Below are 17,727 nucleotides of genomic sequence, written 5' to 3' on the forward strand. Positions count from 1 at the left end.
GCTGGCAGAAAGGCTTTGGCTCCAGGTGCTTGAGGAGAAGCGCCTGGAGCGCAACGAGTTACTTGATGTCTACAAGGAAGGTCACTTCCGATGCCGCGTCACCTTCAGTTACGGCAGCTGCGGTGGACTGATACATGGCGTAGAACAGCATGTCGGTGGGTTTGATAGCGTCGAGCGCATAGGCGGCCGATTCCTGCTCTGGGGCCAGGTTGGTCAGGCTCTTGTCCTGGATGGCCAGTGCCAGCCCACGGGCGCCGCCTGGGCGCAGTGTGTAGAGGTCGGTGCCTTCGGGGCCGTAGATCGCCGAGAAGGTGACATAGCCCTCTTCACCGGGTTGGATGGTGCAAGTACCACCAGGGGTAATACGCAGGGCGAACGGAATATGGCGTGTCTGCTTGCCTACGGTGTCGAAGTAACTTGGGTGATAGCTACCGACCACAACGCGAGGCAGGATGCCACCGCCAGTGCCCGGTTCGACCACTTCGATAGGGCAGGTACCACCTGGCGTGATGGTGCCGTGGAAGTTGATATTGCCGGTGTTTGCAAATGCAGCGGTGCTCGCCATGCCCATGGCGAGGGCGATAAGGGTGCGTTTCATTTTTTATATCCTGGTGTTGGGAGGCGTCCGAACATGCATGTGAATGTTCGGCAGGCAGGATATTCAGGGGGAGGTTCCGGAGCTGTAGGGCAATTCCACGGCGCGCGCGGGAACAATGGACAAGAATCGGGGCGGCGCAGCGAACCACGCCGTTCGGTCGAATGAGCTCGAGGTACTGGCTCAGTGCTGCGTGTTACCGCCAGCTTGGCCCAGCAACTGCTTCTGCTGGTTCCAGTCAAAGGCGTCGCCATTCTGTTCGGCCTCGTAACGGCGTTCTTCCAGCTGTTGGTAAAGGTCCAGCTCGTCGTCAGGCATGAAATGCAGGCAATCGCCGCCAAAGAACCACAACAGGTCGCGCGGTACCAGGTGGGCAATTTGCGGGTAGCGCTGGATCACCTGGCAAATCAGGTCCTGACCCAGGTACTGGCTTTGCAGCGGGTCTTGCGGCAGCAGGGTCAGCAACTCGTCGAAGCGTTCGAGGAACAGGGTGTGGCTTTCCTCCGGTACCTGCTCGGCCTCACCCAGTGCCACCAGGATGGTGCGCAGGTGGTTCAGCAGGTGCAGGTGGTATTCCAGGTGGGGGGTGGCCATGGGGCAGTCCTCGGGCTGATTGAAACGGGGGCGGAGTATACGCCGGTAGGGAAGGGGCCGCAAAACGGCCCCTGTCTTCAGCGCACCTTGCCGTGTTCAGGCAGCAACTGCGCCTTGTCGAACGCATCCACATCGATCACGGCCCGGCATGCCTGTTCCGCCGCATGCAAACGTTGCCCATCGCCAGCTTGCAGTGCTCCGCTCTCGATGGCTGCATCAATGGCTGACTGCCCGGGTGCTGGCTGTACCTTGCCCTCCTTGATCGCCTGATGCAGTACTTTGTGCAGTGGTGCAGCTTCGTCAAGCAGGTCGCAGGCCCGTTGCAGTGCCGCCACCGGGTCGCCCTCGGCCTGTGGGCGGAAGCAGCCGGCAAGCAACTCCTCAAGTGCCGGGTCGCCCTTGCTGCGACCGATCAGCGCCGCCACTTCGGCATCCAGTTCATCGCTCGGCCCGGTATGACGGCGGCCGAAGGGGAACACAAGCACTCGCAATGCACAGCCGACGAAGCGGTTGGGGAAGTTGTCGAGCAGCTTGTCCAGCGCCTTTTCCGCCTGGCCCAGGCTTTCTTCCATGGCCCAGCGCAGCAGTGGCTGCATGTGCTCGGGGGAGCCTAGGTCGTGATAGCGCTTGAGCGCGGCACTGGACAGGTAAAGGTAGCTGAGCACATCGCCCAGGCGTGCGCTCAGGCGTTCGCGGCGCTTGAGCGCACCGCCCAGCAGCATCATCGACAGGTCGGCCAGCAAGGCGAAGGCAGCGGCCTGGCGATTGAGGGCGCGGAAGTAACCTTGGCTCAAGGCATCACCGGGTACGGGTTCGAACCGCCCAAGCCCCAGGTTGAACACTAGCGTGCTGGCCGCGTTGCCGGCGGCGAACATGACGTGTTTCATCAGCAGGTCGTCGAATTCTCTCAGTGCCTGGTCGCGGTCCTCACGGCCGGCCAGGGCCATTTCCTTGAGTACGAACGGGTGGCAACGGATGGCGCCCTGGCCGAAGATCATCAGGTTGCGCGAAAGGATGTTGGCACCTTCGACCGTGATGAAAATCGGCGCCCCTTGCCAATTGCGGCCCAGGTAGTTGTTCGGCCCCATGATGATGCCCTTGCCACCGTGCACATCCATGGCGTGCTGGATGCACTCGCGACCGCGTTCGGTCAGGTGGTACTTGAGGATTGCGGACAGCACAGAAGGCTTTTCGCCAAGGTCCACTGCCTTGGCGGTCAGCAGGCGGGCGCTGTCCATCAGCCAGGCATTGCCGCCGATGCGTGCCAGCGATTCCTGGATGCCTTCGAAGGCGGCAAGCGGCACGTTGAACTGCTCGCGAATGTTCGCGTACTGGCCGGTCACCAGGCTGGTGTACTTGGCGGCGCCGGTGCCGACTGCTGGCAGGGAAATCGAACGGCCCACCGACAGGCAGTTCATCAGCATCATCCAGCCTTTGCCGAGCATGGCCTGGCCGCCGATCAGGAAGCTCAGTGGTACGAACACGTCCTTGCCGCTGTTGGGGCCGTTCATGAACGCGGCGCCCAGCGGTAGGTGGCGCTTGCCAATGTCAACGCCGGGGGTGTCGGTAGGGATCAGCGCCAGGCTGATGCCCAACTGCTCTTCATCGCCCAGCAGGTGGTCGGGGTCGTAGGCCTTGAACGCCAGGCCCAGCAGGGTGGCGACAGGCCCGAGGGTGATGTAGCGCTTTTCCCAGTTCAGGCGCAGGCCCAGCACTTCTTCGCCGTTCCACTGGCCTTTGCAGATGATGCCGGTGTCGGGCATGGCACCTGCGTCGGAGCCAGCCAGCGGGCCGGTGAGGGCAAAGCAGGGTATTTCGTCGCCGCGCGCCAGCCGTGGCAAGTAGTGGTTGCGCTGTTCGTCGGTACCGTAATGCAGCAGCAGTTCAGCCGGGCCAAGGGAGTTGGGCACCATCACCGTGGAGGCCAGGTCGCCGCTGCGGGTAGCCAGCTTCATCGCCACCTGTGAGTGGGCGTAGGCGGAAAAGCCTTTGCCGCCGTATTCCTTGGGGATGATTAGCGCGAAGAAGCCATGCTGCTTGATGTGGTCCCAGGCTTCGGGCGGCAGGTCCAGGTCCTGGCCGATCTGCCAGTCGCTGACCATGGCGCACAGTGCTTCTGTCGGGCCGTCAATGAAGGCTTGCTCTTCTTCAGTCAGTTTCGGTGCCGGGTAGGCCAGCAAGGTACGCCAGTCGGGGCGGCCGCTGAACAGTTCACCGTCCCACCACACCGTGCCAGCATCGATCGCTTCGCGTTCAGTTTGTGACATGGGCGGCAGGGTACGCTGGAACCAGCTGAATACCGGGCCGGTGAACACCTTGCGGCGCCAGTCCGGCAGCGCCACCAGGGCGGTCTTCAATGCCAGTACCACCCAGATCACTGTCAATAGCCAGCCAGGCGCGCGACTGAAAATACTCAGCAGCAGCACATAGGCCGCCAGGATGCCCAGAATCTGCAAGGGCGCCAGGCGCCGGTGCGTGAGGTATGCCGCGCCGATCACCAGCACCACCAACCACAACAGCAACATAATCGGTCCTCCTTGGAACCAGGGGGCTTTAGCCGTCCCAGACAGCTTAGACGCAACGCTGTGAACGGCAGGTTCAGAACAGTGACAGGGTGTGGCTGCCGGAGTTTCAGTTCTGTGTTTGCCTGTACCGGCCTCTTCGCGGGTGAACCCGCGAAGAGGCCGGTACAGGCGGCGAAACTCTGGAGTAGACTGCACCACCTCTGCATTCATTAAGGACGTTGCCATGCTGAAGATCTGGGGCCGCAAGAACTCGAGCAATGTGCGCAAGGCGTTGTGGATCGCCCACGAGCTGGGCCTGGACTTCGAATCCATCGACGCCGGCGGCGCCTTCGGTGTGGTCAACGAGCCGCACTACCGCGCCCGCAACCCCAACGGCCTGGTGCCCATGCTCGAAGACGGCGACCTGACCCTGTGGGAGTCCAACACCATCGTCCGCTACCTGTGCGCCGAGTACGGCACCGAGCAGGGCTGGTACCTGGAAGACCCGCGTCAGCGCGCTCTGGCCGATAAGTGGATGGACTGGACCACTTCCTCCTTTGCCGCACCGTTCCGCCCGCTGTTCTGGGGCCTTCTGCGCACGCCGGAAGACCAGCGCGATTGGGTGGCGATCAACGCCGCACACAAGCAGTGCGCCCAGCTTCTGGCCATTGCCGATGAAACCCTGGCCAAACAGCCATACCTGTCCGGTGACCAGATCGGCATGGGCGACATCCCACTGGGTAGCTTCATCTATGCCTGGTTCGAAATGCCCATCGAGCGCCCCGCCATGTACCACCTGGAAGCCTGGTACGAGCGCCTCAAACAGCGCCCAGCCTATCAGGCTGCGGTGATGACCGCGCTCACCTGACCCTGCTTCGATAGTCATTATCAATAGATGTGACTGTACTTGTGCGGCCCGGCCTTGCACCATTGGCCGCACTCACTGCGCCAGTGACTTTACCTGGCGTGTCCTGCACCTTTTTCCTTGGTAAGTGACCCGCTATGAGTTCCGCCCTGTCCATCCGACAGCTCACCAAGACCTACGGCAATGGCTTTCAGGCCCTTAAAGGCATCGACCTCGATGTCGCCGAAGGCGACTTCTTCGCCTTGCTCGGCCCCAACGGCGCCGGCAAGTCCACCACCATCGGCATCCTCTCCACCCTGGTGAACAAGACCAGCGGCACGGTGAACGTGTTCGGCCATGACCTGGACCGCGAGCCTTCGGCGCTCAAGCGTTGCCTGGGCGTGGTGCCGCAGGAATTCAACTTCAATCAATTCGAGAAAACCTTCGACATCGTCGTGACCCAGGCGGGTTACTACGGTATTCCGCCCAAGCTGGCCAAGGAACGCGCCGAGCAGTACCTGACCCAGCTGGGCCTGTGGGACAAGCGTGATGTGCAGTCGCGTTCGTTGTCGGGCGGCATGAAGCGCCGTTTGATGATTGCCCGCGCACTGATCCACGAGCCACGCCTGCTGATTCTCGACGAACCCACCGCAGGCGTGGACATTGAGCTGCGCCGTTCGATGTGGAGCTTTCTCACCGATCTGAACCAGAAAGGCATCACCATCATCCTCACCACCCACTACCTGGAAGAGGCTGAGCAGCTGTGCCGTAACATCGGCATCATCGACCACGGCACCATCGTCGAGAACACCAGCATGCGCCAGTTGCTGGGCAAGCTGCATGTCGAAACCTTCGTGCTCGACATCAAGCAGGAGCTGGCCAGCGCGCCGGTGCTGCAAGGCTACCCGTGCCGGCTGCTGACCCCGCACACCCTTGAGGTGCAGGTGGACAAGGACATCGGCATCACCGCGCTGTTCGGCCAGCTGGCGTTGCAGAACATCGAGGTGCAGAGCCTGCGCAACAAGACCAACCGACTCGAGGAGCTGTTCGTGTCCCTGGTGGAAAAAAACCTGTCGAAGGTGGCTGTATGAGTGTGGAACTGCGCACCAACTGGGTCGCCCTGAACACGATCGTCTACCGCGAAGTACGGCGCTTCTTGCGTATCTGGCCGCAAACCTTGCTGCCGCCGGCCATCACCATGGTGTTGTACTTCGTTATCTTCGGTAACCTGATCGGCCGGCAGATCGGCGACATGGGTGGCTTCACCTACATGCAGTACATCGTGCCGGGGCTGATCATGATGTCGGTGATCACCAACTCCTACGGCAACGTGGTGTCGAGCTTCTTCGGCAGCAAGTTCCAGCGCTCGATCGAAGAATTGATGGTGTCGCCGGTATCGCCACACACCATCCTGGTCGGCTATGTGCTGGGCGGTGTGTTGCGCGGGTTGGCGGTTGGGGTGATCGTGACCATCCTGTCGATGTTCTTCACCGACCTGCAGGTGCATCACCTGGGTGTGACGGTGGTCGTGGTGCTGCTGACTGCCACCATCTTCTCGCTACTGGGCTTCGTCAACGCGGTATTTGCACGCAACTTCGACGATATTTCGATCATCCCCACCTTCGTGCTGACGCCGCTGACCTACCTGGGCGGGGTGTTCTACTCGATCAATCTGCTGCCGCCGTTCTGGCAGACCGTGTCGCTGGCCAACCCGGTGCTGCACATGGTCAACTCGTTCCGCTACGGCATCCTAGGGGTGTCGGACATCAGCATTGGCACGGCGATCACCTTCATGCTGGTCGCCACCGCAGTGCTCTATGGTGTGTGTGTTCGCTTGCTGGTCAGCGGCCGCGGCATGCGGGCCTGAGGCCTTGCACCGGCATTGGCGGCGGCGCCACTGCCGGCCCACCCACCAGCGCCAATACAGCATGGTGGCGAAGTAGCCGGCGATGCCCAGCACCACGCCGCACACCACCGAGCCAAGCAGGAAGGGCTGCCATAGCGTGGACAGTTGGTCGGTGATCCATTGGAACGTCAGCTCGTCGGGCAGGGTCCGCGGCGGCACCTGCATCAGCCAGGCGCCGGTCATGTAGGTGACGAAGAACACCGGCGGCATGGTCAGCGGGTTGGTCAGCCATACCAGGCTCACAGCGATTGGCAGGTTGCCGCGCACCGGAATGGCCAGCGCGACGGCCAGCAGCATTTGCGCTGGCATCGGGATCAACGCTGCGAACAGGCCCACCCCCATGGCCCGTGCCACCGAATGGCGGTTCAGGTGCCAGAGGTTCGGGTCATGCAGCAACTTGCCGAAAAAGCGTAAGGACTTGTGTTCCCGAATGCTGGTCGGGTCCGGCATGTAGCGTTTGAAAAGTCGGCGCGGCATGTAGGCTCCCGGAGCGTTGATCCGGGCAGTATGCCCTTAATCCTGTTCAGCCTCGTTTAGAGTTTGTGACAATTGTTGAGCAAGGGTTGCCGGCAATTGGGCTATGCCTCAGAAGGTGATTTGGCTTCTGGAGCTCTACTTCATGCGCACAGGGATGTTTGCGCTCGCGCTCGGGCTGTTGTGCCTGGGCTTTTTCCCCGCATTGCCATCGGTCGGATGGTTGATAACGCTGGCTGCCTGCGCTGTCGCCAGCCTGTACACCCGCGTGTGGCCGTTGGGCTGTTTTCTGCTGGGCCTGTGTTGGGCTTGCTGGTCTGCCCAGCAGGCCCTTGATGATCGACTGGCTACCCGCCTGGATGGCCGCACCTTGTGGCTGGAGGGGCGGGTGGTCGGTTTGCCGGCCCGAACGGCACAAGGCGTGCGCTTCGAGCTGGACGCGGCACGCTCGCGGCGGGCCGAGCTGCCGCAGCGCCTGCAACTGAGCTGGTTCGGCGGGCCGCCACTGCGGGCGGGCGAGCAGTGGCGGCTGGCCGTGACCTTGCAGCGTCCGGCCGGGCTGTTGAACCCGCATGGGCCGGACCGTGAGGCGCAACTGCTGGCGCGGCGGGTGGGCGCCACGGGTACGGTCAAGGCGGGGCAGTTGCTGGCGCCAGTAACCGGTGGTTGGCGCGATGCGCTGCGTCAGCGCTTGCTTGCGGTCGAGGCCAACGGCCGAGCGGCGGCGTTGGTGGCACTGGTGCTGGGCGATGGGGCGGGTCTGGCCCGGGAGGACTGGCAGACGTTGCAGGCCACTGGCACGGTGCACCTGCTGGTGATTTCTGGCCAGCACATCGGCCTGGTGGCCGGTTTGCTGTATGGCCTGGTCGCCGGGCTGGCGCGTTGGGGGCTTTGGCCTGCACGGCTGCCGTGGCTGCCTTGGGCGTGTGGCCTGGCCATGGCCGCTGCGCTGGCCTACGGTTGGCTGGCCGGTGCGGGCGTGCCGGTGCAGCGTGCCTGCCTGATGCTGGCCGTGGTGTTGCTCTGGCGCCTGCGTTTTCGCCACCTCGGTGCAATGTTGCCGCTGTTGCTGGCGCTGATCGTGGTGTTGCTGGTCGAACCGCTGGCGGCACTGTTGCCGGGGTTCTGGCTGTCGTTTACCGCAGTGGCCACCCTTATCTACTGCTTCAGTGCCCGGCTAGGGGGCTGGCGGCCCTGGCAAGCCTGGACACGCGCACAATGGGTCATCGCCATTGGTTTGCTGCCCGTATTGTTGGCGACTGGCCTGCCGGTGAGCTTGAGTGCGCCGTTGGCCAATCTGGTGGCGGTGCCGTGGATCAGCCTGGCAGTGTTGCCGTTGGCGCTGCTGGGTACCGTGCTGCTGCCGTTGGCCGGGGTAGGGGAGGCGTTGTTATGGCTGGCGGGCGGGCTGCTGGATGTGCTGTTCCGGCTACTGGGGCGGGTTGCGCAACAACAGCCTGCATGGGTGCCTTCGGCCTTGCCGTTGTGGGCTTGGCTGTTGGTATGTCTTGGGGCTCTGTTGGTTTTGTTGCCGCGTGGCGTGCCGCTACGCGGGTTGGGTGGCGTGATGCTGCTGGCCTTGTGGGTGCCCAGAGAGCCGGTGCCGTTCGGGCAGGTCGAGGTCTGGCAGCTGGACGTTGGCCAAGGGCTGGCGGTGCTGTTGCGTACCCGTCATCACAGCCTGTTGTATGACGCCGGGCCGGCCAAGGGTGAAACCGATCTGGGCGAGCGGGTGGTGTTGCCGACCTTGCGCAAGCTGGGGGTGGCGGGCCTTGACTTGATGCTGGTCAGTCACGCCCATGCCGACCATGCGGGCGGTGCTGCGGCCATCCAGCGAGGTCTGCCGGTCCGGCGGATGATCGGTGGGGAAGCGCTGGACGATGTTCCGTTGCAACCTTGTGTCAGCGGCGAGCAATGGGACTGGGATGGCGTGCGGTTTTCGCTATGGCGCTGGGCCGACGGACAGAGCAGCAATGACCGCTCTTGCGTGCTGCTGGTCGAGGCGCAGGGCGAGCGGTTGCTGCTGGCGGGCGATATGGAGGCCGGTGCTGAACGGGCCTGGCTGGCGGCCACTGAAATCCCGCGAATGGATTGGCTGCAGGCGCCGCACCATGGCAGCCGCAGCTCGTCCAGCGAGGCGTTCATTCAGGCCACGGCACCGCGCGGGGTGTTGATATCGCGGGGGCGCAACAACAGCTTCGGGCACCCGCATGCGCAGGTGGTGGAGCGGTATCGGCGGCATGGGGTGGTGATGCATGACACTGCGGTGCAGGGGGCGTTGCGGTTGGTGCTGGGGCAGCAGGGGGAGGCTGAGGGTGTGCGCAGCCAGCGGCGATTCTGGCGGGCCGAGGCTGAGTAGGCCTTTGGCCGCGCCGACAACACTCTGCGCAGGCACATGTGACGAATTCCCTGACCTCCGGCAGATGAGCCCTCGGCGCGCCTATGGTAGAGTGGCGGCCTTTTTCCGAAGGGGCGTTTACTGTGTGGGAATTGGTCAAGTCCGGTGGTTGGATGATGCTGCCGATCATTCTGAGTTCCATCGCTGCCATGGCTATCGTTGTCGAGCGCCTGTGGACCCTGCGCGCCAGTCGCGTTACCCCGCCGCACCTGCTGGGCCAGGTGTGGATGTGGATCAAGGACAAGCAACTGACCAGTGACAAGCTCAAGGCCCTGCGCGCCGATTCGCCGCTGGGCGAAATCCTCGCCGCGGGCCTGGCCAATTCGCGCCATGGCCGCGAAATCATGAAAGAGTGCATCGAAGAAGCCGCCTCGCGCGTCATTCACGAGCTGGAGCGCTACATCAGCACCCTCGGCACTATCGCCGCCATGGCCCCGCTGCTGGGCCTGCTGGGCACCGTGTTGGGCATGATCGACATCTTCAGTGCCTTCATGGGCTCGCAGATGACCGCCAATGCGTCCGTGCTGGCCGGTGGTATCTCCAAGGCCCTGGTCACCACTGCGGCCGGCCTGATGGTCGGTATCCCGGCGGTGTTCTTCCACCGTTTCCTGCTGCGCCGCATCGATGAGCTGGTGGTAGGTATGGAACAAGAGGCGATCAAGCTGGTGGAAGTGATCCAGGGCGACCGCGAAGTGGAAGTGGCCGGAGGCAAGGCGTGAAGTTCCGGCGCAATCGCCAGCGGGAGAGCGTCGACATCAACCTGGCGTCGCTGATCGACGTGGTGTTCGTCCTGCTGCTGTTCTTCGTGGTCACCACCACCTTCACCCGCGAGACCCAACTGCGTGTCGAGCTACCCGAGGCCGCCAGCGCCGAGCAGGCGCCGGCCGACCAGGGCAAGCTGGTGGAAGTCACCATCAGTGCCGAAGGCGTGTACTCGGTGAACAACCACCTGTTGCCCAAGAGCGACCTGGCCACCCTGAGTGAAGCCATTGAGCGAGAGTCGGGCGGTGACAACAAGCTGCCGCTGGCCATCAGCGCCGACGGCAAGACCCCGCACCAGGCGGTGGTCACTGCGATGGATGCCGCCGGCAAGCTCGGTTTCAGCCAGTTGCGCATGACCACCGTCGAGGCGGCCCAGGGCACGCCTTGATGGCCTTCGCCGACCGTTTGCTTGCTGCCTGGTACGCGGGGCATCCGGCCCTGGCGTTGCTGCGCCCGCTGGAGGCGCTGTACCGCCGCGTGGTTACCCGCAAGCGGGCGCGTTTCCTGAGTGGCGAAAGTACCCGCTACCAGGCGCCCGTGCCGGTTATCGTGGTGGGTAATATCACCGTCGGTGGCACCGGCAAGACGCCGATGATCCTTTGGTTGATCGAGCACTGCCGTCAACAAGGGCTGAAGGTGGGCGTGGTCAGCCGTGGTTATGGCGCCAAGCCGCCGCAGTTGCCCTGGCGTGTGCAGGCTGACCAAGCTGCCGAGCAGGCGGGTGATGAGCCGCTGCTTATCGTGCAGCGCACGGGCGTGCCGCTGATGATCGACCCCGACCGCTCCCGTGCCGTGCAGGCGCTGCTGGCCAGCGAACCGCTCGACCTGATCTTGTGCGACGACGGCATGCAGCACTACCGCTTGGCTCGCGACCTGGAACTGGTACTGATCGATGCCGCTCGCGGCCTGGGCAATGGCCGTTGCCTGCCCGCAGGGCCTCTGCGAGAGCCCGCCGAACGCCTGCAGGACGTCGATGCGGTGCTGTTCAATGGCGCCAGTGCAGACCGCGTCGATGGGTTTGGTTTCTGCCTGCAGCCGTCCGCGCTGGTCAACCTGCGCAGTGGCGAACGCCGCGCGCTTGACCACTTCCCCGCAGGCCAGCGCCTGCACGCGGTCGCCGGTATCGGTAACCCGCAACGTTTCTTCAATACCCTGCTGGGGCTAAACTGGCAGCCGGTGCCGCACCCCTTCGCCGACCATGCGCAGTTCACCGCCCAGCGCCTGGCGTTCAACCCGCCGCTGCCGTTGGTCATGACCGAGAAGGATGCGGTGAAGTGCCGGGCCTTCGCCGCTGACGACTGGTGGTACCTGGCCGTCGAGGCGCAGCCCACGCCGGCGTTCAGCGCCTGGTTCGACAGCCAGTTGCAGCACCTGTTGCGCAAGCCCTGAGCCCGTTTTCAATTTCCGGCCACCCGGCCTAAAGGACGCTTTCAATGGACACCAAACTGCTCGATATCCTGGCCTGCCCGATCACCAAAGGTCCGCTCAAGCTCAGCGCTGACAAGACCGAGCTGATCAGCAAGGGCGCCGGCTTGGCCTACCCGATCCGCGACGGCATCCCGGTCATGCTGGAAAGCGAGGCGCGCACCCTGACTGATGACGAGCGCCTGGACAAATGAGCCTGGACTTCACGGTCGTGATTCCCGCCCGGTTGCGCTCCACGCGCCTGCCGGGCAAGCCCCTGCTGGCGATTGCTGGCAAGCCGATGGTGCAGCATGTGTGGGAGCAGGCGCGTAAAAGCGCTGCCAGCCGTGTGGTTATCGCCACCGACGACGCCAGCATCTTTGAAGCCTGCCAGGCCTTCGGCGCGCAAGTGCTGATGACCCGCGCCGACCATGAGTCGGGCACCGACCGCCTGGCCGAAGTGGCCGCGCACCTGGGCCTGCCAGCTGACGCCATCGTGGTCAACGTGCAGGGCGACGAGCCGCTGATTCCGCCGGTCATCATCGACCAGGTGGCGGCCAACCTGGCTGCGCATCCAGAGGCTGGCATCGCCACCCTGGCCGAGCCGATCCATGAGCCGGAAACCGTGTTCAACCCTAACGCGGTCAAGGTGGTCAGTGACAAGCATGGCTTGGCCCTGACCTTCAGCCGTGCGCCGCTGCCCTGGGCCCGTGATGCCTTTGCCAAGGACCGCAATGTGCTGGCGCAGGGCGTGCCGTATCGCCGTCATATCGGCATGTACGCCTACCGCGTTGGCTTCCTGCAAGACTTCGTAGGCTGGGGGCCGTGCTGGCTCGAACAGACCGAAGCGCTGGAGCAACTGCGTGCCCTGTGGCATGGCGTGCGCATTCACGTCGAGGACGCCATCGAGGCGCCCGCCGTGGGCGTAGACACCCCTGAAGACCTGGAGCGCGTAAGGCGCTTGCTGGAGGCCTGATGCGCGTCCTGTTCGTGTGCCTGGGCAACATCTGTCGCTCGCCCACCGCCGAAGGCGTGCTGCGCCATCAATTACAGGCTGCCGGGCTGGCAGACCAGGTGCAGGTGGCGTCTGCCGGCACCGGCGACTGGCATGTCGGCAAGGCGCCTGACAGCCGTACCTGCAAGGCGGCGCTGGCGCGCGGTTACGACTTGTCGCAGCAGCGTGCCCAGCAGGTCAAGGCGGCGCATTTTGCCGAGTACGATCTGATTCTGGCCATGGACGAAAGCAATCTGCGTGACCTGCGCGCCCTGCGCCCGCACGCGGCGGCAGGTGAACTCGACTTGTTCCTGCGCCGCTATGGTTCGGCGCTGGATGAAGTGCCGGATCCATACTACGGCGGTGCCGACGGCTTCGAGCAGGTGCTCGACCTGGTCGAGGCGGCGTGCCAGGCGCTGGTGCTGGAAATCAAGGGGCGGCTATGACAGTGCAGTGGCAGGAGCAGGTATCGCTCAAGCCGTACAACACCTTCGGCATCGACGTGAAGGCGCGCTACTTCAGCCAGGCGCAGGATGACCAGCAGGTACGTCAGGCGCTGAGTCAGGCGCATCAGCAGCGCTTGCCGGTGCTGGTGATTGGCGGCGGCAGCAACCTGCTGCTTACGCGTGATATCGATGCGCTGGTGCTGCACATGGCCAGCCGTGGTCGTCGCGTGCTCAGTGACGATGGCGAACGCATCGTGGTCGAGGCCGAGGCCGGTGAGCCGTGGCACCCGTTTGTGCAGTGGACGTTGGCGCAGGGCTATTGCGGGTTGGAAAACCTCAGCCTGATTCCCGGCACCGTGGGTGCCGCGCCGATGCAAAACGTGGGCGCTTATGGGGTGGAGATCAAGGACGTGTTTGCTGGCCTGACGGCCTTGGACCGCGAGACGGGCGAACTGCGTGACTTCGGCTTGGCGGAATGTGCCTTCGGTTATCGCGACAGCCTGTTCAAGCGCAACCCCGGGCGCTGGTTGATCCTGCGCGTGCGTTTTGCCTTGAACCGTACCCTGCAGGCCCACCTGGACTATGGTCCGGTGCGTCAGCGCCTGGCGGAGCAGGGCGTGACCGAACCGACCGCGCAGGCTATCAGCGATGCAATTTGCAGCATTCGCCGCGAAAAGCTGCCAGACCCGGCGCAGCTCGGCAATGCCGGGAGCTTCTTCAAGAACCCTGTGGTGACAGCCCTGCAGGTCGAACGCATTCGTGCGCAGTACCCAGGCGTGGTGGCTTATCCTCAGGCCGATGGCCAGGTGAAGCTGGCAGCGGGCTGGTTGATCGAGCAGGCGGGCTGGAAGGGCCATCGCGACGGTGATGCGGGGGTGCATCGCTTGCAGTCGCTGGTACTGGTCAACTATGGCCAGGCGAGCGGGGCGCAGATGCATACGCTGGCGCGGCGGATCCAGGCAGATATCCTGGAGCGGTTCGGGGTGGAGCTGGAGATGGAGCCTAACCTTTACTGATGCGATGCCGATGCTGCTCTTTGTAGGCGCGCCAGCCAGCACTGACCTAAAGCGCTAGCCCAAGAAAAAGCCCCGCCAGTTCGCACTGGCGGGGCTTTTTCATTCAGCCTTGTCGATCAACCGTGGTGAGGCTTGTGCTCATCGGCGGCTTCCAGGGCTGGCTCCTCGGAGGCTGCAGCAGCTTCCTGCGCGGCTTTGGCGGCGGCCTCGGCCTCACGCTTGCGGCGGCGCACTTCACGCGGGTCGTTCGGCGCACGGCCGTTGGCCAGCATGACAGTAGCCGCTTCTACCTCGACCGGGGCTTCGACCGGGGCAGGTTCGACGACCGCAGGTGCAGGCTCGGCCACTACTTCTGGCTGGGCTTCGACAACCGGTGCAGGCTGCTCGGCAACCGGAGCGGTTTCAATCACGGCCGGAGCCTGTTCGATTTCACCCGCTTCGACGGCAGGCGCTTCAACAGGTGCTTCGGCAACGATCACCGGTTCGGCAGCAGGCGCTTCTTCAGCCACTGGCTGTGGAGCGACTTCGACCACTGGCTGGGCAGTTACCTCGGCCACGACAACCGGCTCGCTGACAGGCTGCTCGACCACTGGGGCCACTGCAACTTCTTCAGCTTTGGCGACAGCTTCGACCTGCTCGACCTTTTCAGCCTGCTCGACCGGCAGGGCGGCTTCGCTGTTGTCGGCCTCTGCTACCGCAGCGACTTCGGCGGTGGCCAGTTCGGCCTGCTGGTTGGCCTGGGCTTCGGCGTCAGTGCTGATGTTGCGGGTGGCAACAGCGGCAGTCACGGTCAGGCCCGCGGCCAGTTCGGCGCCCAGCTCGGTGGCCTGGTGCTGTTGTGGCTGCTCTTCGCTGCCTTCTTCTTCGCCGTCGATCAGCTCACCATTGGCGTTGCGCTGACGCTCACGACGGTTGCTGCGACGACGCTGGCCACGCGAGCGGCGGCGCGGGCGCTCGCCATCGGAGCCTTCCTGCTCGTCTTGCAGCAGCTCTTCGTTAGGCAGTTGCTCTTCGGCCAGTTCGGCAGCCTGCTCGGCCGCTTCTTCGGCTACGCGTGGCTGACGCTCTTCGCGTGGTGGGCGCGGGGCACGTTCTTCACGCGGGGTGCGTTCTTCGCGTGGTGCACGCTCTTCACGCGGGGTGCGTTCTTCGCGAGGGGCACGTTCTTCACGTGGCGCACGTTCTTCGCGAGGTGCGCGTTCTTCACGTGGTGCACGCTCTTCGCGTGGAGCGCGTTCTTCACGCGCTACACGCTCTTCACGTGGCTGGCGCTCTTCGCGTTCGGCTGGCGGGGTGGCGTCCAGCGGCTCACGCAGTTCGCGCACGCGCTCTTCGCCACGGTTGCTGCGGCGATCTTCGCGTGGCTGGCGTGGTGCACGTTCTTCACGCGGTGCACGCTCTTCGCGTGGGGCGCGTTCTTCACGTGGCGCACGCTCTTCACGCGGTGCGCGTTCCTCGCGTGGCTGGCGCTCTTCGCGTGGCGCGCGCTCGGCACGTTCTTCACGCGGCTTGCGCTCTTCGTCGCGGCGGCCGTTGCGGTTGCGGCTCTGCTGGCGACCGTTACGGCGTTCTTCGTTGCGTGGGCTGCGCTCGGCTGCCGGTTTTTCGGCGGCGGTAACAACCGGTGCGGCGGCGGGCTCGTCCTTGCCGGCGAACAGGCTGACCAGCGACTTCACCAGGCCCTTGAACAGGCTTGGCTCCGGGGCGCTCGGGGCAGGGGCGACTGGCGTGGCAGGTTGCGGCGCTTCGTCGGCGGTCGGTACTGGCGCATTGGCGCGGGCAGGGGCGGTCTTCACCGCAGCTTCCTGGCGTACCAGAGTGCGGGTGGCAGTCGGTTGCGGCGCTTCTTCGGTTTCGGAGGCGGCGATTTCGTAGCTGGACTGGTTGTTCAGCACTTCCGGGTTGTCGTCGCGCAGGCGCTGGACTTCGAAGTGCGGCGTTTCCAGGTGATCGTTCGGCAGGATGATGATGCGCGCACGGGTGCGCAGTTCGATCTTGGTGATCGAGTTGCGTTTCTCGTTGAGCAGGAATGCGGCCACCGGGATCGGTACTTGTGCACGGACTTCGGCGGTGCGGTCCTTCAGGGCTTCTTCTTCGATCAGGCGCAGGATGGCCAGCGACAGCGACTCGACGTCACGGATGATGCCGGTGCCGGAGCAGCGTGGGCAGACGATACCGCTGCTTTCGCCCAGCGATGGGCGCAGGCGCTGACGCGACATTTCCAGCAGACCGAAGCGCGAAATGCGACCAACCTGCACGCGGGCGCGGTCGGCTTCCAGGCATTCGCGCACGCGTTCTTCCACGGCGCGCTGGTTCTTCGCCGGGGTCATGTCGATGAAGTCGATGACGATCAGGCCGCCGATATCACGCAGGCGCAGCTGGCGGGCGATTTCCTCGGCTGCTTCCAGGTTGGTCTGCAGGGCGGTTTCTTCGATGTCGCTGCCTTTGGTGGCGCGCGCCGAGTTGATGTCGATGGACACCAGTGCTTCGGTCGGATCGATCACGATCGAGCCACCGGACGGCAGGTCGACCACGCGCTGGAAGGCGGTTTCGATCTGGCTTTCGATCTGGAAGCGGTTGAACAGCGGCACGCTGTCTTCGTACAGCTTCACCTTGCTGGCGTACTGCGGCATCACCTGGCGGATGAAGGTCAGGGCTTCTTCCTGGGCATCGATGCTGTCGATCAGCACTTCACCGATGTCCTGGCGCAGGTAGTCGCGGATGGCGCGGATGATGACGTTGCTTTCCTGGTAGATCAGGAACGGCGCGGCGCGGTCCAGGGACGCTTCCTTGATGGCGGTCCACAGTTGCAGCAGGTAGTCGAGGTCCCACTGCATTTCTTCGCTGCTGCGGCCAAGGCCGGCAGTACGGACGATCAGGCCCATGTCGCCCGGTACGGTCAGGCCGTTCAGGGCTTCACGCAGTTCGTTGCGCTCTTCGCCTTCGATGCGGCGGGAAATGCCACCTGCACGCGGGTTGTTGGGCATCAGCACCAGGTAGCGGCCAGCCAGGCTGATGAAGGTGGTGAGGGCGGCGCCTTTGTTGCCGCGCTCTTCCTTCTCGACCTGGACGATGACTTCCTGGCCTTCGCTGAGCACTTCCTTGATGTTGACCCGGCCTTCAGGGGCTTTCTTGAAGTATTCGCGGGAGATTTCTTTCAGCGGCAGGAAGCCGTGACGTTCGGAGCCGAAGTCGACGAAGGCGGCTTCGAGGCTGGGTTCGATGCGGGTGATCTTGCCTTTGTAGATGTTGGCCTTTTTCTGCTCACGCGCGCCAGACTCGATGTCCAGGTCGTAGAGACGTTGGCCGTCCACCAGGGCTACACGCAACTCTTCGGGTTGAGTTGCGTTAATCAGCATTCTTTTCATGTTGTACCGTCGGTTTCCGGGCTGCCGGAAACGGCGTTCGGCACACACGACGTCTCATGGTCGGTGCCAAGGTGCGCAAAGGGTGGCGGGGCCACCCCCGTGTCGAGCAACGTTCGGCACCAGCCGGTTGCCCAGCCTGCCGTTGTCGCGACGACGCGTCCTGTTTGCTGCGGTGCCAACAAGGCCCCGGTGGCTTCGAATAGGTATCCGAATCAACCAAGCGGGCCTTGTGCACTCAGTCAGGAGGAGGAATCAACCGTCAGCCGTGGACGCCCGGGGGCATCTGTATCAGGACCTTATCCGCTCGCCAGCCGTCAGTGGGCTGGTGGCCGGACGCGGTGCTACACGGTCCGAGGGCTGTGCATCTCCACCCTGCACGTATCCCTGATAATTCGGGTGCTGCCGCGCGCTGAATCCGCAAC

General features: G+C 64.0%; 15 protein-coding genes and 1 pseudogene. 11 read left to right on the top strand and 5 right to left on the bottom strand.

All coding sequences use genetic code 11. From position 1 onward, the window contains the following. Positions 1 to 58: 58 nt before the first annotated feature. The 3 genes from QQL85_RS04085 to QQL85_RS04095 all read right to left on the bottom strand — a co-directional run bounded on the left by QQL85_RS04085 (position 59) and on the right by QQL85_RS04095 (position 3,714). Complete coding sequence (locus QQL85_RS04085) at positions 59 to 598, bottom strand: fimbrial protein (protein ID WP_284355283.1); 540 nt, start codon at positions 596 to 598, stop codon at positions 59 to 61. Positions 599 to 778: 180 nt separating this feature from the next. After that, a complete protein-coding gene (locus QQL85_RS04090; RefSeq protein WP_198750286.1) occupies positions 779 to 1,189 on the bottom strand; it encodes a PA2817 family protein in 411 nt (136 codons plus the stop codon). Between the two features lie 77 nt (positions 1,190 to 1,266). Continuing rightward, a complete protein-coding gene (locus QQL85_RS04095) occupies positions 1,267 to 3,714 on the bottom strand; it encodes an acyl-CoA dehydrogenase (RefSeq protein WP_284355284.1) in 2,448 nt (815 codons plus the stop codon). 223 nt (positions 3,715 to 3,937) lie between these two features. On the opposite strand from QQL85_RS04095, the gene QQL85_RS04100 reads away from it, so the two are divergent. From QQL85_RS04100 to QQL85_RS04110, 3 genes are all read left to right on the top strand, one after another. Beyond that, positions 3,938 to 4,561 carry a glutathione S-transferase gene (locus QQL85_RS04100; RefSeq protein WP_284355285.1) on the top strand — a complete coding sequence of 208 codons (624 nt, stop codon included), beginning with the start codon at positions 3,938 to 3,940 and terminating at the stop codon, positions 4,559 to 4,561. A gap of 134 nt (positions 4,562 to 4,695) precedes the next feature. After that, the gene (locus QQL85_RS04105; RefSeq protein ID WP_284355286.1) at positions 4,696 to 5,628 is read left to right on the top strand and encodes an ABC transporter ATP-binding protein; all 933 of its coding nucleotides are present in this window, start codon (positions 4,696 to 4,698) and stop codon (positions 5,626 to 5,628) included. Then, on the top strand, positions 5,625 to 6,404 hold the full coding sequence (locus QQL85_RS04110) for an ABC transporter permease (RefSeq protein ID WP_019098550.1): 780 nt from the start codon (positions 5,625 to 5,627) through the stop codon (positions 6,402 to 6,404). Before QQL85_RS04105 ends, QQL85_RS04110 begins: the two co-directional genes overlap by 4 nt. 9 nt (positions 6,405 to 6,413) lie before the next feature. Here the strand turns inward: QQL85_RS04110 and QQL85_RS04115 are convergent. Further along, positions 6,414 to 6,920: pseudogene (locus tag QQL85_RS04115) on the bottom strand (DUF2062 domain-containing protein); the annotation flags it as partial. 142 nt (positions 6,921 to 7,062) lie between these two features. On the opposite strand from QQL85_RS04115, the gene QQL85_RS04120 reads away from it, so the two are divergent. The 8 genes from QQL85_RS04120 to murB all read left to right on the top strand — a co-directional run bounded on the left by QQL85_RS04120 (position 7,063) and on the right by murB (position 13,937). After that, complete coding sequence (locus QQL85_RS04120) at positions 7,063 to 9,276, top strand: DNA internalization-related competence protein ComEC/Rec2 (protein WP_284355287.1); 2,214 nt, start codon at positions 7,063 to 7,065, stop codon at positions 9,274 to 9,276. Positions 9,277 to 9,398: 122 nt separating this feature from the next. Then, complete coding sequence (locus tag QQL85_RS04125) at positions 9,399 to 10,034, top strand: MotA/TolQ/ExbB proton channel family protein (protein ID WP_028614013.1); 636 nt, start codon at positions 9,399 to 9,401, stop codon at positions 10,032 to 10,034. Next, positions 10,031 to 10,465 (top strand): ExbD/TolR family protein, encoded by a 435-nt coding sequence (locus QQL85_RS04130; RefSeq protein ID WP_284355288.1) that lies wholly within the window; start codon positions 10,031 to 10,033, stop codon positions 10,463 to 10,465. Before QQL85_RS04125 ends, QQL85_RS04130 begins: the two co-directional genes overlap by 4 nt. Then, positions 10,465 to 11,466, top strand: a complete 1,002-nt coding sequence (gene lpxK, locus QQL85_RS04135; RefSeq protein WP_284355289.1) for a tetraacyldisaccharide 4'-kinase — start codon at positions 10,465 to 10,467, stop codon at positions 11,464 to 11,466. The genes QQL85_RS04130 and lpxK overlap by 1 nt, the downstream gene beginning before the upstream one ends. Before the next feature lie 44 nt (positions 11,467 to 11,510). Next, entirely contained in the window at positions 11,511 to 11,696 is a 186-nt protein-coding gene (locus QQL85_RS04140) for a Trm112 family protein (RefSeq protein WP_003247142.1), read from the top strand. After that, positions 11,693 to 12,457: a 3-deoxy-manno-octulosonate cytidylyltransferase gene (gene kdsB / locus QQL85_RS04145; RefSeq protein WP_284355290.1), complete on the top strand. Its 765-nt coding sequence runs from the start codon at positions 11,693 to 11,695 to the stop codon at positions 12,455 to 12,457. Before QQL85_RS04140 ends, kdsB begins: the two co-directional genes overlap by 4 nt. Beyond that, a complete protein-coding gene (locus QQL85_RS04150; protein WP_284355291.1) occupies positions 12,457 to 12,921 on the top strand; it encodes a low molecular weight protein-tyrosine-phosphatase in 465 nt (154 codons plus the stop codon). Before kdsB ends, QQL85_RS04150 begins: the two co-directional genes overlap by 1 nt. After that, entirely contained in the window at positions 12,918 to 13,937 is a 1,020-nt protein-coding gene (gene murB / locus QQL85_RS04155) for a UDP-N-acetylmuramate dehydrogenase (RefSeq protein ID WP_284355292.1), read from the top strand. Before QQL85_RS04150 ends, murB begins: the two co-directional genes overlap by 4 nt. A gap of 116 nt (positions 13,938 to 14,053) precedes the next feature. On the opposite strand, the gene rne is transcribed toward murB, so the two are convergent. Continuing rightward, entirely contained in the window at positions 14,054 to 17,305 is a 3,252-nt protein-coding gene (rne, locus tag QQL85_RS04160) for a ribonuclease E (RefSeq protein WP_284355293.1), read from the bottom strand. Between the last annotated feature and the right edge of the window lie 422 nt (positions 17,306 to 17,727).

The organism is Pseudomonas putida (assembly GCF_030159595.1).
Classification (GTDB): domain Bacteria; phylum Pseudomonadota; class Gammaproteobacteria; order Pseudomonadales; family Pseudomonadaceae; genus Aquipseudomonas; species Aquipseudomonas putida_AC.

Bases quoted from the DNA above. Each gene is read 5' to 3' on its own strand.
- QQL85_RS04085 (WP_284355283.1), bottom strand. From the start codon at position 598: ATGAAACGCACCCTTATCGCCCTCGCCATGGGCATGGCGAGCACCGCT.
- QQL85_RS04090 (WP_198750286.1), bottom strand. From the start codon at position 1,189: ATGGCCACCCCCCACCTGGAATACCACCTGCACCTGCTGAACCACCTG.
- QQL85_RS04095 (WP_284355284.1), bottom strand. From the start codon at position 3,714: ATGTTGCTGTTGTGGTTGGTGGTGCTGGTGATCGGCGCGGCATACCTC.
- QQL85_RS04100 (WP_284355285.1), top strand. From the start codon at position 3,938: ATGCTGAAGATCTGGGGCCGCAAGAACTCGAGCAATGTGCGCAAGGCG.
- QQL85_RS04105 (WP_284355286.1), top strand. From the start codon at position 4,696: ATGAGTTCCGCCCTGTCCATCCGACAGCTCACCAAGACCTACGGCAAT.
- QQL85_RS04110 (WP_019098550.1), top strand. From the start codon at position 5,625: ATGAGTGTGGAACTGCGCACCAACTGGGTCGCCCTGAACACGATCGTC.
- QQL85_RS04120 (WP_284355287.1), top strand. From the start codon at position 7,063: ATGCGCACAGGGATGTTTGCGCTCGCGCTCGGGCTGTTGTGCCTGGGC.
- lpxK (WP_284355289.1), top strand. From the start codon at position 10,465: ATGGCCTTCGCCGACCGTTTGCTTGCTGCCTGGTACGCGGGGCATCCG.
- QQL85_RS04140 (WP_003247142.1), top strand. From the start codon at position 11,511: ATGGACACCAAACTGCTCGATATCCTGGCCTGCCCGATCACCAAAGGT.
- kdsB (WP_284355290.1), top strand. From the start codon at position 11,693: ATGAGCCTGGACTTCACGGTCGTGATTCCCGCCCGGTTGCGCTCCACG.
- QQL85_RS04150 (WP_284355291.1), top strand. From the start codon at position 12,457: ATGCGCGTCCTGTTCGTGTGCCTGGGCAACATCTGTCGCTCGCCCACC.
- murB (WP_284355292.1), top strand. From the start codon at position 12,918: ATGACAGTGCAGTGGCAGGAGCAGGTATCGCTCAAGCCGTACAACACC.
- rne (WP_284355293.1), bottom strand. From the start codon at position 17,305: ATGAAAAGAATGCTGATTAACGCAACTCAACCCGAAGAGTTGCGTGTA.